This is a genomic window from Corynebacterium marambiense (genome assembly GCF_016342275.1).
Taxonomy (GTDB): Bacteria; Actinomycetota; Actinomycetes; order Mycobacteriales; family Mycobacteriaceae; genus Corynebacterium; species Corynebacterium marambiense.
Genome location: NZ_JAEIOT010000005.1, coordinates 38,585 through 54,284, shown reverse-complemented (window position 1 = coordinate 54,284; position 15,700 = coordinate 38,585). Strand labels below are relative to the sequence as shown.

At 65.9% G+C, this 15,700-nt stretch carries 12 protein-coding genes and 1 tRNA gene; 6 read left to right on the top strand and 7 right to left on the bottom strand.

Features of this window, described 5'->3' with window-relative positions:
- Positions 1-18 precede the first annotated feature (18 nt).
- Entirely contained in the window at positions 19-4,944 is a 4,926-nt protein-coding gene (locus JDV76_RS02945) for an Lhr family ATP-dependent helicase (protein ID WP_198735400.1), read from the bottom strand.
- Between the two features lie 142 nt (positions 4,945-5,086).
- Here JDV76_RS02945 and JDV76_RS02940 point away from each other — a divergent pair, with 142 nt between their 5' ends.
- The 4 genes from JDV76_RS02940 to JDV76_RS02925 all read left to right on the top strand — a co-directional run bounded on the left by JDV76_RS02940 (position 5,087) and on the right by JDV76_RS02925 (position 7,560).
- Positions 5,087-5,848, top strand: coding sequence for a 3'(2'),5'-bisphosphate nucleotidase CysQ (locus JDV76_RS02940; protein ID WP_198735399.1), 762 nt, complete (start codon positions 5,087-5,089; stop codon positions 5,846-5,848).
- A 75-nt stretch (positions 5,849-5,923) separates the two neighbouring features.
- The gene (locus JDV76_RS02935) at positions 5,924-6,733 is read left to right on the top strand and encodes a thymidylate synthase (RefSeq protein WP_198735398.1); all 810 of its coding nucleotides are present in this window, start codon (positions 5,924-5,926) and stop codon (positions 6,731-6,733) included.
- Between the two features lie 3 nt (positions 6,734-6,736).
- Positions 6,737-7,276, top strand: coding sequence for a dihydrofolate reductase (locus JDV76_RS02930; protein WP_198735397.1), 540 nt, complete (start codon positions 6,737-6,739; stop codon positions 7,274-7,276).
- A 29-nt stretch (positions 7,277-7,305) separates the two neighbouring features.
- Positions 7,306-7,560 carry a mycoredoxin gene (locus JDV76_RS02925; protein ID WP_198735396.1) on the top strand — a complete coding sequence of 85 codons (255 nt, stop codon included), beginning with the start codon at positions 7,306-7,308 and terminating at the stop codon, positions 7,558-7,560.
- 376 nt (positions 7,561-7,936) lie between these two features.
- On the opposite strand, the gene JDV76_RS02920 is transcribed toward JDV76_RS02925, so the two are convergent.
- From JDV76_RS02920 to JDV76_RS02910, 3 genes are all read right to left on the bottom strand, one after another.
- On the bottom strand, positions 7,937-8,332 hold the full coding sequence (locus JDV76_RS02920; RefSeq protein WP_198735395.1) for a hypothetical protein: 396 nt from the start codon (positions 8,330-8,332) through the stop codon (positions 7,937-7,939).
- 107 nt (positions 8,333-8,439) lie between these two features.
- Positions 8,440-9,198: a precorrin-6A synthase (deacetylating) gene (cobF, locus tag JDV76_RS02915; protein WP_198735394.1), complete on the bottom strand. Its 759-nt coding sequence runs from the start codon at positions 9,196-9,198 to the stop codon at positions 8,440-8,442.
- Between the two features lie 88 nt (positions 9,199-9,286).
- A complete protein-coding gene (locus JDV76_RS02910) occupies positions 9,287-9,556 on the bottom strand; it encodes a cg0963 family protein (protein ID WP_198735393.1) in 270 nt (89 codons plus the stop codon).
- 216 nt (positions 9,557-9,772) lie between these two features.
- Here JDV76_RS02910 and JDV76_RS02905 point away from each other — a divergent pair.
- Both JDV76_RS02905 and JDV76_RS02900 read left to right on the top strand, forming a co-directional pair.
- Positions 9,773-9,845: transfer RNA gene (locus tag JDV76_RS02905), tRNA-Arg, on the top strand.
- A 764-nt stretch (positions 9,846-10,609) separates the two neighbouring features.
- Positions 10,610-11,479: a DUF1906 domain-containing protein gene (locus tag JDV76_RS02900; protein WP_198735392.1), complete on the top strand. Its 870-nt coding sequence runs from the start codon at positions 10,610-10,612 to the stop codon at positions 11,477-11,479.
- A gap of 4 nt (positions 11,480-11,483) precedes the next feature.
- On the opposite strand, the gene JDV76_RS02895 is transcribed toward JDV76_RS02900, so the two are convergent.
- From JDV76_RS02895 to JDV76_RS02885, 3 genes are all read right to left on the bottom strand, one after another.
- Complete coding sequence (locus tag JDV76_RS02895; protein ID WP_198735791.1) at positions 11,484-12,824, bottom strand: cation:proton antiporter; 1,341 nt, start codon at positions 12,822-12,824, stop codon at positions 11,484-11,486.
- Positions 12,825-13,001: 177 nt separating this feature from the next.
- A complete protein-coding gene (locus tag JDV76_RS02890) occupies positions 13,002-13,685 on the bottom strand; it encodes a hypothetical protein (RefSeq protein WP_198735391.1) in 684 nt (227 codons plus the stop codon).
- 357 nt (positions 13,686-14,042) lie between these two features.
- Positions 14,043-15,695 carry a solute symporter family protein gene (locus tag JDV76_RS02885; protein ID WP_198735390.1) on the bottom strand — a complete coding sequence of 551 codons (1,653 nt, stop codon included), beginning with the start codon at positions 15,693-15,695 and terminating at the stop codon, positions 14,043-14,045.
- Positions 15,696-15,700: the final 5 nt, after the last annotated feature.

Genomic DNA, 15,700 nt, shown 5'->3' with positions numbered 1-15,700 from the left:
CTCGGGCCGGGGCTCCCCTCAGCGCCCCGGCTGCCTGGGCCTGCGGAATCCGCCACCGGGCGGCGGGTCGTCGAAGGTGAGGTCAATGTCGGCGGCATCGGCTGCGGCCTCGGACAGTGACCTTCCAGGTCGGGTACGCGCCACCCGGGGAGTGACGGTGCCGGAGGTTCCGGCCAGCCGCAGCCCCTTCGGGGTGATCGCGGCACCCGCCGAGCGGAAGGCCCCGACCAGTGGAGATTCGAGGGCCGGTTCCCCGCCGATCTTCTCCACGGTGAACCGGGACATCCGCCCCGCCGCGACCGCATCCACCAGGGCAGCGACCACGAGGGCGACCAGCTCCGCCGCCCCACCGGGGCAGATTCCGGGGAACAGGGTGAGGCTGCGGCCACCCCGGGTGAGGTACGCCAGCGGCAGCCCGTCGGCCAGGACCACCACAGCACCGGCGCTGCGGGTCGGACGCGCCCCCGGGCAGTCGGGCCACGGCAGCGCGGCTCCGTAGGGGTTCGCCGGATCAGCGGCCGCGAGCAGTACCACCTCCGGATCGGTGGTTCCCGACGGCCAGCCCTCGACGTCCGGGGTGTCGGCCAGTCCCCGAAGCCGGTCGATGACGGCCGCCGTGGAAAACTGTGCGGCGCCGAGGCCATCGATGACGTAGCCGCGCATCGCTCTACCGGTCTCCTCGAAGGAGGACAGGACCTTGTAGGCGAGCGCGAACCCACCGGTGACGTCCTCGGCGACGACACTGCCCCGGGTGACCACGCCGTACCGGTCCAGCCACGCCTCGCCGTGCGCGACGGAGCGGGTCGTCGGGTCGGTCGCCGGGGTCACGGCGGCGGCCCACCGTCCCACCATGTCCGGTGGGGCGGACACCGCCGTCGCGTTCGCCCGTTCGGCCTGCGCGAAGCGGGTGCGCCCCATGCGCAGACGGTTGCGGGTGGGCCTGCGTTTCGCACGGTGTGCCGTGGCGCCGGAGGTCGTGCCCGCGAGGCGGGCCCGCAGCGGCACGAAGCTGTCCGGGCTGACCAGTCCCAGCTCGACGAGCTCCCAGAGGGAGTCCGCTAGATCACGGGCCTCGACGCCGCGCGGCACGGCGATGTCGAGATCATCCTGCGCGAGGGTGGACACCTCCCCGAGCAGCTCGGCGAAGTGGAAACCGCCGCCGCGGCGCAGCACGGTGAGTACCGCCTCCTGCAGTCCGGTGAGCGTGGGAGGCTCGGTCCGCGGGGCGAGCTGCGCGGCGTAGTCGGCGGGCAGCAGCATGATCCACGGGTCCCGGGTACCGGCGGAGCCTGCGCCCAGGATGAGTACCTCTCCGGTGGCGGTCAGCTCGTCGAGCAGGCGCGGGGTGTAGTCGCCGACGCGGGCCGGCAGGACGAGGGTCTCCCAGGCACTCGCGGGCAGGCGGACACCGGCGAGCTGTTCGATGACCGTGTACACACCGTCCGCACCGCGTAACACGGGCCGCCTGCCGACGCCGGCGATCTGGTGCCAGTCGGTGAGGAAACGCGCGAAGGTCGAACCACTGACTGGCTCGGCCTGGGATCGGGCGAGCGCCAGCGACCTACTGCGGATGGTGCGCAGGACCTCGACGGCGCAGTACTCGGGCCCCTCGACCCCGGCACGGTAGTGGCCCTCGATGACGGTTCCGTCGGTGACGGCCTGGCGGAGCGCGGTGTGTGCGGCGGCGGGCGCGAGCCCGAAGGTGTCCGCCAGATCCGCGAGGGTGAAGGGGCCGCGGGTGCGGGCGAAGCGGTTCACGAGCTGGGCCAGTGCATCAGTGACGGTGGCCGGTTGCGCCGCCACACCTGCGGGTACCGGGACACCGAGGGCGTCGCGGAGCAGCGGGGTGTCGAGGGACTGCGCCAGGTGCTCGGTTCCGGCGATGCGCACGAGCATGACCCGGTCGCGGAGGTGGTCGAGGGCGAGGTCGACGACGGTGCTGGGCTCACCGAAGGTGCAGTGCTCGTGGACCCTGGTGACGGGGACGGGGCCGATGATGCGCAGCACGTCGGCGAGTTCCTCCGGGCCGCGGGCCTTCCGTCCGTCGGCGGTGCGCTGCAGCTGGGCGTGGACCTCGGTGATGACCCCGGCGTCGAGGAGTTCCCTGAGCTCCACGGTTCCGAGCAGTTTCGCCAGGAGCGCGGGGTCGAGGGCGAGAGCCGCCGCGCGTTTCTCCGCCAGCGGGGTGTCGCCCTCGTACATGAACGCACCGGTGTAGTTGAACAGCAGCGAGGAGGCGAAGGGGCTGGGTTGGTCGGTGGTGATCTCCGCGATGCGGACACGACGTGCACCGAGATCGGCGCACAGCTGTTTCAACGCCGGGAGGTCGTAGACGTCCTGCAGGCACTCGCGCACCGTCTCCAGGATGATGGGGAACGACGGGTATTTCCGGGCGACGTCGAGGAGCTGCGCCGAACGCTGGCGCTGCTGCCACAGCGGCGCCCGTTTGCCGGGGGCGCGGCGCGGCAGGAGCAGCGCGCGGGCAGCGCACTCCCGGAACCGGGAGGCGAACAACGCCGAGTTTCCGACCTCCCGGGTGACCAGGTCCTCGATGTCGTCGGCGTCGAAGGTGAACAGGTCGGCGCCGGGTTCACCGTCCATGTCGGGCAGGCGGAGGACGATGCCGTCGTCGCCGGCGACCGCCTGGGCGTCCATGCCGGTGTTCTCCGCGATCCGCGCACCGACGGCGAGCGCCCACGCCGCATTCACCCCGCGTCCGTAGGGGGTGTGCAGGATGATGCGCCAGTCCCCCAACTCGTCGGTGAAGCGTTCCAACAGCAGCGTCTTCTCGTCCGGGACGATTCCGGTGGCGTCGGCCTGCTCCGCGAGATAGCGCGTGAGATTCTCGTGCGCCCAGGTGTCCAGGCCGAGGCCCGCGGCGCGCGCCGGATCGGCGGCGACCTCGCGGCGAAATGCACCGAGTGCGGCTCCGAGTTCTGCGGGGCGGCCCGCCTGGTCCCCGATCCAGAACGGCAATCTGCCGGTGTGCCCGGGTGCCGGGGCGACGATGACCTGGTCGCGGGTGATCTCCTCAACCCGCCAGCTCGATGCCCCGAGGGTGAATACATCGCCCACCCGGGTCTCGTAGACCATCTCCTCGTCCAGCTCACCGACCCGGCGGGGCGCCCCACCACCCTCGCCGGTGGTGCCCGCGAGGAACACGCCGAACATGCCCCGGTCCGGGATCGTGCCACCGGAGGTGACGGCCACCCGCTGCGCGCCGGGCCGGGTGGTGAGCATTCCCGTGACCCGGTCGTAGACGACGCGGGGCCGCAGTTCCGCGAAGTCAGTGGACGGGTACACGCCGGAGGCCAGGTCGATGACGGCGTCGAACACCTCGCGCGCGAGGGTGGCGTACGGGTGGGCACGGCGCACAGCCTCGTACCACTCGTCGACGTGGATGTCACGGGCGGCGACGGTGGCGACGGTCTGCTGGGTCAGCACGTCGAGGGGGTTGCGGGGCACGGTCAGTTCCTCGATCGCACCGGCCCGCATCCGTTCGACGGTGACCGCGCTCTGCACGAGATCAGAACGGTGCTGGGGATAGAACGAGCCCCTGGAGACAGCGCCGACGGTGTGCCCGGCGCGGCCGACGCGCTGCAGTCCGGCGGCGACGGACGGTGGTGAGGCAACCTGGATGACGAGGTCGACGGCACCCATGTCAATGCCGAGTTCCAGGGATGAGGTGGCCACGACGCAGGTGAGTTCCCCTGATTTGAGCTGCTCCTCGATGCGGGCGCGTTCCTCCTTGCTCACGGAGCCGTGGTGGGCGCGGGCGAGGATGGTGTCGGCTTTCCCGGCGACGTCGACGGACTTCATCACCTGAGCCGGTGGCCTACGGGTCGGTGCGGAGAGCGCCCCCGGATCGTGTTTCTCGGCGTGGATCTCGTTGAGTCTGCTGGTCAGTCTTTCCGCGGTGCGGCGTGAGTTGACGAAGACGAGGGTGGAGCGTGCCCGGGTGATCTCCGCGTAGAGCTCGGTCTCGATGAACGGCCAGATGGAGCCCGCGGTGGGCAACGCCGATTCCTGCGGAGCACCTGTCGACGCCGCAGGCCCGCGGTCACTGGTTCCGTCCAGCGGTGCGGTCAAGCCGAGGGGATCGTCGATGACGGCGTCCCCGATGGTGGAGGCGTGTTCCGGGGTGGGTAGATCGGACATGTCGGGCACAGGGACGTGGACGTCGAGTTCCCACCGTTTCTCGCTGCCCGGCGCGATGATCGCGACGTCGCGGTTGGTTCCACCGAGGAACGCGGCGACCCGTTCGAGGGGTCGGACAGTGGCGGACAGCCCGATGCGCTGCACCGACTGCCCGGTGAGCAATTCCAGGCGTTCGAGGGACAGCGCGAGGTGCACGCCGCGTTTCGTGCCCGCGAGGGCGTGGATCTCGTCGATGATGACGGTGCGTACACCGGTGAGCGTGCCCGCTGCCTTCGAGGTGAGCATGAGGTACAGCGACTCGGGCGTGGTGATGAGGATGTCCGGCGGGTTGCGCTGCTGACGGGCTCGTTCCTTCGCTGGGGTGTCCCCGGAACGCACACCGACGGTGATGTCCAGTGCCGGAACACCGAGGCGGTCGGCGGCACGGGCGATCCCAGTCAGCGGGGCACGGAGGTTGTTCTCCACGTCGACGCCGAGTGCCTTGAGCGGGGAGATGTAGAGGACCTTCACCCCGGAGCCGTCGGTGCCGGATGCAGGGGCAGCCGCTCCGGTCACCCCCTCTGGTGCAGCCAGCCGGGTCTGGCCGGGACGACCGATGAGTGAGTTCAGGGCCCACAGGAAAGCGGCGAGGGTCTTGCCGGAGCCGGTGGGGGCGACCACGAGTGCATGTCCGCCGGTGGAGATCTCTGCCCAGGCTTGTTCCTGCACCGCTGTGGGGTGGGCGAAGACGTCCGTGAACCAGGTCCTGACCTCCGGTCGGAAACAGTTCAGGATGGGCGTCGGCATGCTCCCCATTCAACCAAATGTTCGCATCGACGGGTTATCTGCGTCGAATAGGCGGGGAATTTCCGAACATGCCCGACCGTGTGACGGGTATGACCCTTCGGGCGCCGAGCGGATGCCCGTTCCAACAACTAGAGTGGGGACCATGACCGCGAACATTGATGATGCCATTCTCACCGCCCGACTCGCCCAAGGAACCGGCGACATCCTGAAGGGGGTGCGCGACGTCGGACTGTTGCGGGGCCGGGGCCTCGGCGACGCCGGTGACGAGCTGGCCCAGAGCTGGATCGCCCGGGTTCTGGCTCAGCACCGCCCGGATGACGGTGTTCTAAGTGAAGAGGCCGCGGACAACCCGGCGCGCCTCGGCAAGGACCGCGTCTGGATCATCGACCCCCTGGACGGCACCCGCGAGTTCGCCACCGGCCGACAGGACTGGGCGGTGCACATCGCTCTGGTGGACAACGGTAGGCCGCTGTCGGCGGCGGTAGCTCTCCCCGACCTCGGCGTCGTGTTCAGCTCCCACGACGCCCGCGCCGTGCGCGGCCCGTTCGCCCGAAAGATCATCATGTCGCACAACCGGCCCCCGAAGGTCGCCTTCCACGTCGCGGAGAAGCTCGGCTTCGAACCGATGGACATGGGTTCCGCGGGTGCGAAGGCCATGCACGTCCTGCTCGGCGACGCCGACGCCTACGTCCACGCCGGAGGGCAGTACGAATGGGATTCCGCCGCACCTGTCGGTGTCTGCCAGGCGGCCGGTCTGCACTGCTCCCGCCTCGACGGCAGCGAGCTGACCTACAATAACAAGGACACCTACCTGCCGGATCTACTGATCTGCCGGAAGGATCTCGCCGACGAGATCCTGGAAATCGCGGCCGCATATCTGACGGAGAACGGCTCCTACACCTAGTCCCCCACCGTTTCCCGGAACACAGCCACAGCCCCGCCGTCGGACGCAGGGGCTGTTTCCGTTAGTCTGGACGCCATGAGCGCCACCCCCATTTCCACTCCCTACGAGGATCTCCTCACGCGGATCATGCGCGAGGGCACCCACAAGGATGACCGCACGGGAACGGGCACGACCAGCTTGTTCGCCCGCCAGATGCGATTCAATCTCGCCGATTCCTTCCCGCTGATCACCACAAAAAAAGTGTATCTAAGGGGAGTCGTCGGTGAATTACTGTGGTTCCTGCGGGGCGAGTCGAACATCAGATTCCTGAAGGAGCACGGGATCCGCATCTGGGATGAATGGGCTTCTCCCGACGGTGACCTCGGCCCCATCTACGGGGTACAGTGGCGCAGTTGGCCGACACCCGGCGGTCACCACATCGACCAGATCTCCCAAGTCCTGGATCAGTTGAGGAATAACCCTGATTCCCGCCGAATCATTGTCTCCGCGTGGAATGTCTCGGATCTGGACCGGATGGCACTCCCTCCGTGTCATCTACTGTTCCAGATGTACGTCGCGGAGGGGCGACTGTCGTGCCAGCTCTACCAGCGTAGTGCGGATATGTTCCTCGGTGTCCCCTTCAACATCGCCTCCTACTCACTGCTCACTCATATGTTCGCCCAGCAGGCGGGACTTGAGGTAGGCGAGTTCATCTGGACGGGCGGCGACTGTCACGTCTATGACAACCACCGGGAACAGGTTGAATTGCAGCTCTCCCGCGAGGCACGCCCCTACCCGCAGCTTCACCTACGCAAGGCGGACTCGATGTTTGACTACACCTTCGACGACATCTCCGTCACCGGTTATGATCCCCACCCAGCGATCCGCGGGAAGGTGGCGGTCTGAGTCATGGGCTACCGAGCGATCTGGGCACAGTCGGTTGACGGGGTCATCGGCGACGGAGGGGACATGCCGTGGCACATTCCTGAGGACCTCAGGTATTTTCGGGAAACAACGTTCGGTTCTCCTGTCCTGATGGGGCGGCGCACCTGGGAGACGATCCCCGAACGGTTCCGCCCTCTTCCCAGCCGTGACAACTACGTCCTGACCACTCGCCCGGCCGACGCCTGGTCCGAGGGCGCCACCGTGATCCGTGATCCGTCCCAGGCGCCGGAAGGTGCGTGGATCATAGGCGGCGGACGCGTCTACGCCGACACCCTCCCGATGGTGGATGAGGTTCGGGTGACGCTCATCGGCGCCGAACTGCGCGATGTTCTCGGTCCCGTCGCGGTGTTCGCACCGGAGCTCGGGAATGCGTTCACGTGCACCGCCGATACCGACTGGATCGAATCGGAGAAGGGCCGGCTGACCGGTGCGGCCGCGGCGGCTCCACAGGAGGGGCCGCTGCGTTTCCGGATCCGGACCTACCGCCGCAGCCCGGTGGAATAATCCCGACGGCCGGTGTCGTTATACCGGGCATGAGCAACAATCACATCACAGTGTTCCTGACCGACTGGTGCCCGTACTGCAACCGCCTGGTGAAGGCCCTCAACCGTACGGAGACGCCGTTCACCGCCGTCAACGTCGACGAGGATGCCGAGGCCTCGGCATGGGTTGAGTCAGTGAATGACGGCAACCGGATCGTGCCCACCGTGAAGTACTCGGACGGTACGCACGCCACCAACCCTCCGGCTTCCGAGGTTCGCCGCAAGCTGGAGGAGCTGCAGGGCTGACCTCACTTCGATGACGATCCAATGACCCCCGGACGCAAGTACTCGTCCGGGGGTCATTTCCCGCCGGTGGGGTGGTCGGCCATCCTCCGGGCTATGGCCGTGGTTCGTTGGGAAAGCCGATGAAACCGCCCGGTGTGCCGGACTCGGTCGTCGGGTGCGGGAACCAGGAACCGGGCATCCCACCTAGTCCTGTGGGGTCCTCGAATCGCTGAGTCAGCAGGTCTTCGCGGGTTGTCTCAGGAAGGACCACCGGCTCGGTCCGGTGGCGGTCATCTGTGTTCCGAGTCCGTACCCATCGAAACCATGACGGGTTGGGGTGGGTTCCATACCTCCGGTCAGGGCCATTACCCAGATCGGGTGCGGAGGGAGAACTCCGCTAGTAGTCGCCACGCCAGAGATGCAGTCCTCCCCTGGCCCGGCGTGGAGCGGAAAGCCTGATCAGCGAGAGAACGAGCCACGGAACGCCGCAGAACAGCGCGAGAATGAACCACCAGCTGAATGTGACTGCGACCGTTCCGGAGAGAATCAGCGCCACCGGGCACGCGAGCCCGGCCGAGGAACGCAGTTCCGGGATGACCGTCACCGCGGTCGCGGTCATGGCGGTGAGAAGTGCACTGACCCCGAAACCCCAGATGAGTGTGTGGATACCGGCACGGTGTGCGAACATGGCGAGTACCGCCCAGACCGCTGCGAAGGCCCACGTGACGATGATCCACGGGCTGAACGGCACCTTCTGTTTCTTTCGCTTCACGTTCTTGCGTTTCACGGCCATTGTGCCGTCACCTTCTCTCGTTCCCGGGGCCCGCAACGGTCACCACCGTCCACCGGAGCCAACCTACCCGGGAACACGGGGAGCACCAACCGGCGACCCGTGCCCGGTCATTCCTCACTGAGCTCGCGCAGGAGATAGGTGTCCATGATCCATCCGTGGTGCTCACGGAGCGTGTACTTCAGGGCGGCAACCTCGTCACCGATGTTCTCGACGTACCCGGCTCGGAGGATCTGTTCCGGCGTCCCCAGGTACGCACCCCAGTACATGTAGGTGTCAGGCCCGGCGACCTCGTTCCAGGTCGCGCCACCGTCGAGCATGACGAAGCAGTTGCGTCGGTCAGCGGCGCTCGTGGTGGGAAGGAGACGGCCCGTGGTCACATGGATGGGCTCACCGATGCGGTTCGCGGTGATGGCGTGTGCGGCGGTGAGCGTCTGGAGCGCGGTGATACCGGGGATGACCCTCACCGTGCACTCGAGTCCGGTGTCCTCGCGCATGCGGTCGATGATGCGCAGGGTGGAGTCGTAGAGCGATGGATCTCCCCAGACGAGAAACGCAGCCGTCCCATCCGGGCTGGTGGCGCCCGTGATCGCCTCGGTGAGCAGTCTCGCGCGTTCCCCGTGCCACCGGCGCACCTCCGCGCGGTAGTCGTCAGGGGTACGGTTCCGCTCGGGATCGGTCACCGGGACTATGGGGGTTTCCGGTGAGTGAGCGTCCACCACAGCCCGGCGGATCTGCAGGAGATCAGCCTTCTGCTCGCCCTTGTCCAGGGCGATAACCACGTCCGCGGAGCGAAGTGCATCTATCGCGCCGAGCGTGAGGTGGCTGGGATCCCCTGCACCGATGCCGATGACCAGCAGTGTCCGCATCCTGGGTCCGCCCTTCCCATCCGCCGCCGATGGAGTCTCCCGGTGCCCGATGCGATCGGGACACCCGGGAATCCCATCAGGGCATCATCTAGTCGTCGCCGTGGATTTCCTCGTGGTCCTTGACGGAGAGCCCAGAGGTGAAACCGTCAAAGTTGGCGATGAAGGACTGCCCGAGGTAACGGGTACAGGCCTCGGAGAGATGCTTCGCATCGTAGATATTCAGGAGCAGGAGGTTGCTCAAGGTGCCGCCTTCCTCGATCTTGTCCAGGGAGAGCACGGGGCCCTTCTCGCCGGTGACGATGTTGGCGACGACCTCAACGTGGTTGACGTCGGTGAACAGCGGCTTCTTGTGCGGCATGATGACCTTCCTTTGAGTCGGGGTGGGCCCTCACGGATCCCACAGGTATTACTGCAAGCCTATGTTCTTTTCGCCTCTGTTGAAGTGAGCTCGGGGGTAGTGTCCCGGATCTCACAGTTGGCGACACCCCCGATGCCGCCCATTCACCCGGTTTTCCTCGACGCACACCGATGGGCTAGTCTGACACCGTCCGATCTTGGATAAGGTCATTGTCAGGCCCTAGTAGCTCAGTGGATAGAGCACGGCTCTCCTAAAGCCGGTGTCGGAGGTTCGATTCCTCTCTGGGGCACAATCCGCAAACACCCCCTCACCCGGTGTCCCCATCACACGAGGGGGTGTTTTTGCGTCATCCGTGCGAAGGAACGTCCCGATCGATCATGCAGGTCGCCGGAATCGATGTCGTGAAATCATGGCGGGCACGACCTCGGACAAGGAGAACCGGGCAATGAGACAGAGAATGCGTAGCCATCCCTACACTCGCTCCCACGTGATATCCGGGCGATGCCCGGATCAGGCTGCGCACCTTCATCAGCGTCCATGTCATCACGGACAGGGAAACCACGAATTCGGATCTGGAACGCAGTATGTCGGCAATGTGCCGGGCGCACACCCCGCCCCCTGGACACGGACTAGCGCCGGGTTTCACCACAGAGCAACTGGTCACCCGGTTCCGTATGCCCGTCGATAATGGCGAACAGCTGACTATCAGAAACTCGAGGACGGTGTCAGGCGAGGGCATCCGATCCCGCACGGGTACTCGATGGGTGACTCGACACCGCGCCCCGGGTACGGAAGAAATGCGCGGGGCATTACCACTCGGTTGCAAGGGACCTCCTACAAGGGACCTCCGGACCGTACTGGTTCACGTGCCGACACAGAGCGCAGCATAATGACCCCGATGGGTTCCAGTTCACCGTCTCCGTATTCCTGACGGTTCCTGGGCTCAGGTTTGAACCGGCACGGAAGGCCACAAACCACCAGAAGTTGCTACTGTTACGCATGTGACTCGTGGAACTCTGCGGGTCTCCCCGATCCGCATCCAGGAAGTACAGCATGACGTCGCGCCAACCTCTCATCCACCGCCGTACCCTACTCAAGGCGGCCGCGCTGGCCGCGGCAGGCGGCACCATCGCAACCTCGACTGGGATGGTGCCGCGGGCCCACGCCGCACGCCCAGTGCTGGGAACGGTCCTGGACTACGCCGCAGGTGTCCCCGACGCCCGCGCGATCGCAGCGGCGGGACATCTGGGTGCCGTAAGGTACGTGTCCCGCCGCCGTCCCGGAACCGAGAACTGGATGCTGGGAAAACCCGTCACAGCGGCGGAAACCCTCGCCTTCAGATCAGCGGGACTCGCAACGGCCAGCGTCTACCAGTTCGGCAGAGCCGACACCGCCGACTGGATCCCGGGCGCGGCGGGCGCCGCTGTCCACGCACCCCAGGCGATCGCCCTCCATGCCGCGGCGGGCGGTCCGGCGGGGCGACCGGTCTACGTCGCCATCGACGACAATCCGACCCGCGCACAGTACGAGAACCAGATCCGGCCCTACCTCGCCGCATTCAAACTCTCACTCGAGGCCGCCTGGCTCCAGCTGGGTGTCTACGGCAACTACAACGTCATAGCGTGGGCCCTGGCCGATGGGCTCGGCGAGTTCTTCTGGCAGCACGACTGGGGTTCTGGCGGACGCCTGCATCCGCGGGCAGATCTGCACCAGCCCGCAAAACGCACAGCCTGGATCTCAGGGGTCCAGGTCGACGTAAACGACGTCTACTCCCAGGACTGGGGCCAGTGGACGGCCACGCTCCCGGACGCCGTCACGCCAGGCCCGGTGGAGGTCCCAGTACCCGTGCCGCCCATACCCGCGGACGACCCGGTGAAGGCACTGGGTCACCTACTAACGCAGCTGAACGGCCTATCCAGCTAAACGGTCAGTCCTCGTCCGCATCGATAGTGATCTCGTCATCGGAGACGGTACTGCTCTTCGGCCGCGGTTTAGCTCGAACAACACCCGGCTGCACGGTGACACCGCTTTTCCCGCTCCGGTATTCGGCTGCCTCCGCCTTGATGTCGCTTTCCACCCGACGACGCTTCTCCGCGTCCCCGGGGTCTTCCGGCGCGGGGACGTACGAGTGCACGTTCGCGGCCAGCATGGGGAAGAGGAGCACCGTTGCAGCACCTGTGGCGACCATCACCGACGCGTGCCCTTCTCCGAGCAGACCACGGTCCACGGCGATCTCGGTGACGGCCACGATGATCGGCAGGCCGGTCGCGGAGTACAGCGAGAGCTCCATCTGATCCCGGAAACCCCGGATCCCGGAACCCGTGTCGGTGAAGCGTTCCACCAGAAGGATCGGCAGTCCACGTGCAATGTAGATGACGCCGATGCCCACGACCACAGCCCAGGGCGAGTGCAGAACCTCACGGACGTTGATCGCCATACCGGAGGTGATGAAGAAGACCGGGATGAGCAACCCGTAGCCCAGGACATCGAGACGCGCCTCGACCGTCTTCCGCGCGCGCACCGGAACCAGCCCGCGGAGGATGATTCCCGCAGCGAACGCCCCGAGAACCACGTCGAGTTCGAACACCGCTGCCATCGCCATGAGTGTGGTGAGCAGAACGATGACCATCCTCATGACGGTCTGACTCGTGTGACTGGCTCCGTCGCGGACCGCGTGCCCGACCCAGGGGACGAGGCGGGAGACGGTACGCGGGAGAAACGCCACCATCATCGCGCCACCCATGAAGAGGGCGAGGATGATCAGGGTAAGCCACGTCGTGCGCGTCGACAGGAGCAGGGCCATGGCGAAGATGGGCCCCAGTTCGCCGACAGCGCCGTGGACCAGAACCCCCTGACCGACCGGGGAGTCCGCACGCCCGGAGTTCTTGATGACAGGCAGCAGGGTTCCCATGGCAGTGGAGGACACCGCGATGGCGAGAACGATGCTCCGGAGCAGATCATCGGTGCCTAGCAGGAGCAACGCCGCACCGATTGCCAGTCCAAGACTGAGCAGCCAGGTCCCCGTGGCCCGACGCCCCTGGCGCCCCCTCATCACATCCGGATCGATCTCCCAGCCCGCCAGGAGGAACAACATTCCGAGGCCGAGTTCCCGGAGCAGGGCGTTCGAACCGTCGAGGTGCGCCAGGTCGAGGACCTCGGGGCCGATCACAACGCCGAGAAGGAGCATGAAGACCACACCCGGGACCCGTTTACCGGTGAGGAAGGACAGCAGCGGGGACGCGAGGGCCGCGATCGCGATCCACATCATGGAGACAATGACGCCCGGCGGGACAGCGGCACCGGAGGCGAGCACAGTGATCGAGTTCAACGTCTACCTTCGTTTCGTGGAGGGGTCCTCAGACGGGGTCGGAACTGCGCCCCAGGCGAGTTCCAATGATAGGTCACCTCAGCAGAATCTCGGGCACGGAATTCCGTGCGGTCCCGACTACTTGCCAACCTCCAACCGGCGCCCCGTGATCGTGGCTGCGGGCTCAGCATCGCCACGGACGAACCTGTTCAGCTGTGCCTCCACGAGTGCCGTGAGCTCCTCGGCGGAGCCGGCGACCGCTGCCGCCGCTACGTAGTTCTCCCCGAAGGTGACCGAGGAGTGGAGCGAGTAGTCGTTCGACCAGCCCCACTTTGTGCCCACCGCCCCGGGCAGCACCGCGGTACCGAAGTCCTGTGGATATCCGTCTGCGGCATACTCGTCGGACTGGGTCATTGCGGTGAGGATCGGTGACATGCGGTCCGTCGCCAGCTTCTGCTGGATGAACGACACGACGTCGTAGGTGGAGGTGACGCTGTAGCCCCACCGTTCGTCTGATCTGGTGGACAGCAGCCCGTAGTGCTTCGCGGTCACGTCGATCGCCCGTGGGTACCGCTCCCACAGCTCATCGGCAAGCTCATCGTCGGACGAGCGGATCATCTCCACCGCAGCGAGCTTGTCCTCGGGATCACCGTACCGGAGCACGTAGTCGGCGATGTAGAGCTTGATCAGGCTCAGCGCGGGGCGGGCATAGCGCTCCGTCGCTGTACCGGTGTGCCAGCCGTCAGAGAGCCGGGTGAACGACACCTGTGACCCGGTCGCGTTGGCAGTGAAGTCGCCGAGATCCTCACTCTCGAAACTCATGTTTGAGGCGCGAGCTCCCAGTGGCGATGCAGCGGATCTCCGGGAGGTCGCACCGCTGCCGGAGTCTCCGTCACCATCGACGACGAGGAGAAACGGGAGCGAGAAAAAACAACATACGGCGACGATCACTGGTGTTGAGCGACCGATCCGCCACCAGCGGCCACTTCGTCCCCTCAGACCATCCTGAGGCCCGACGGAATGATCAACCATGTCAGACATGGTACCGGCGACCCCGTCCACCCCCAATTCTCTTGGGTTCTGATGGACGGGGCCGCCGTCTTATTCTATTGCTGTGATGCCTTGCGTCCACCCGCCGTCACAGGTGGATACCGGTCAGTGTGCGAAGTGGAAACGGGACTAGTGCTCGACCGCGGCTTCCACACCGACACCGGTCAGCGAGCGGACTTCCATTTCCGCCTGGAGGTCGTCCAGGTTGTCCGGCTTGCCGAAGAGGGTACCGAGGTAACCCGCGAGGAACGCCGCCGGGATGGAGATGAGACCCGGATTGCGCAGCGGGAACCATGCCCAGTCCGCGTCGGGGATCATCGCGCTCGGATCACCGGACACGGCCGGGGAGAACACGATGAGCACCAGAGCGAGGATCAGTCCGGTGTACATGGAGCACAGGGCACCCGTGGTGTTGAACTTCTTCCAGTACAGCGAGTACAGGATCGTCGGCAGGTTCGCCGAGGCGGCGATGGCGAAGGCCAGCGCAACGAGGAAGGCGACATTCTGGCTCATCGCCAGGATACCGAGGACAATCGCGATGACACCGATCACAACCACCGTGATTCGGGAAACCCGGACCTGCTCCGCTTCGGTGGACTCACCGTTACGAATGATCGAGTGGTAAATGTCGTGCGCAACGGATGCGGACGCCGTGATCGCTAGGCCTGCGACGACCGCGAGAACAGTGGCGAAGGCGACAGCGGAGATGGCCGCCATGAAGATCGAACCGCCGAGTTCCAGTGCGAGCAGCGGCGCAGCAGCGTTCTGCCCACCGGGGGCGCCGAGGATGCGGTCCGGTCCGACCAGTGCGGCAGCGGCGTAACCCAGCATCAGGGTCATGAGGTAGAAGGCACCGATGAGGACGATGGCCCAGGTGACGGAGCGGCGGGCTTCACGTGCCGTCGGAACCGTGTAGAAGCGCATCAGAACGTGCGGGAGTCCCGCTGTACCAAGCACCAGGGTGAGACCGAGGGAGATGAAGTCGATCTTGGTGATGTTGTCCTTACCGAACTTCAGGCCCGGCTCCAGGATCGCGTGGGCATCGTAGCCCTTGCCTGCGAGATAGTCGGACTCAGCGTGCTTCTGAACGGCTGCATCGAGGAGATGCGGGAAGGACCCAACCTTGATGAAGATCAGCGCGGTCATGATACCGACACCACCGACGAGGAGGACGGCCTTGATCATCTGGACGTAGGTCGTGCCCTTCATGCCGCCGAGCAGCACGTAGGCGATCATGATGACGCCAACCACGACAACCACGAGTGCCTGCTTGGATTCCTCGTGAACGTTGAGGAGCACGGCAACGAGGGACCCCGCACCGGCCATCTGCGCGATGAGGTAGAACAGCGAGACGAAGAGCGTACCCAGCGCAGCCGCCATCCGGACGGGCTTCTGCTTCAGCCGGAACGACAGCACATCGGCCATTGTGAACTTACCGGTGTTCCGGAGCGGCTCGGCAACGAGCAGTAGTGCGACCAGCCAGGCCACGAAGAAGCCGATGGAATAGAGGAAGCCGTCATATCCCGCGAGTGCGACGGCGCCGACGATACCGAGGAAGGAAGCCGCTGAAAGGTAGTCACCCGCGATGGCCAGACCGTTCTGCTTACCGGAGAACTTCGCGCCACCGGTGTAGAAGTCAGATGCCTCGCTGGTGGACTTGCCCACCTTGATGACGACGCCCATGGTGACGACGATGAACAGGATGAAGACTGCGATGTTCAGGATCGGGTTACCGGCCTGCGCGCCCACTTCCTGAGCGGAGTACGTGGTGAGATTATTCATGAGGG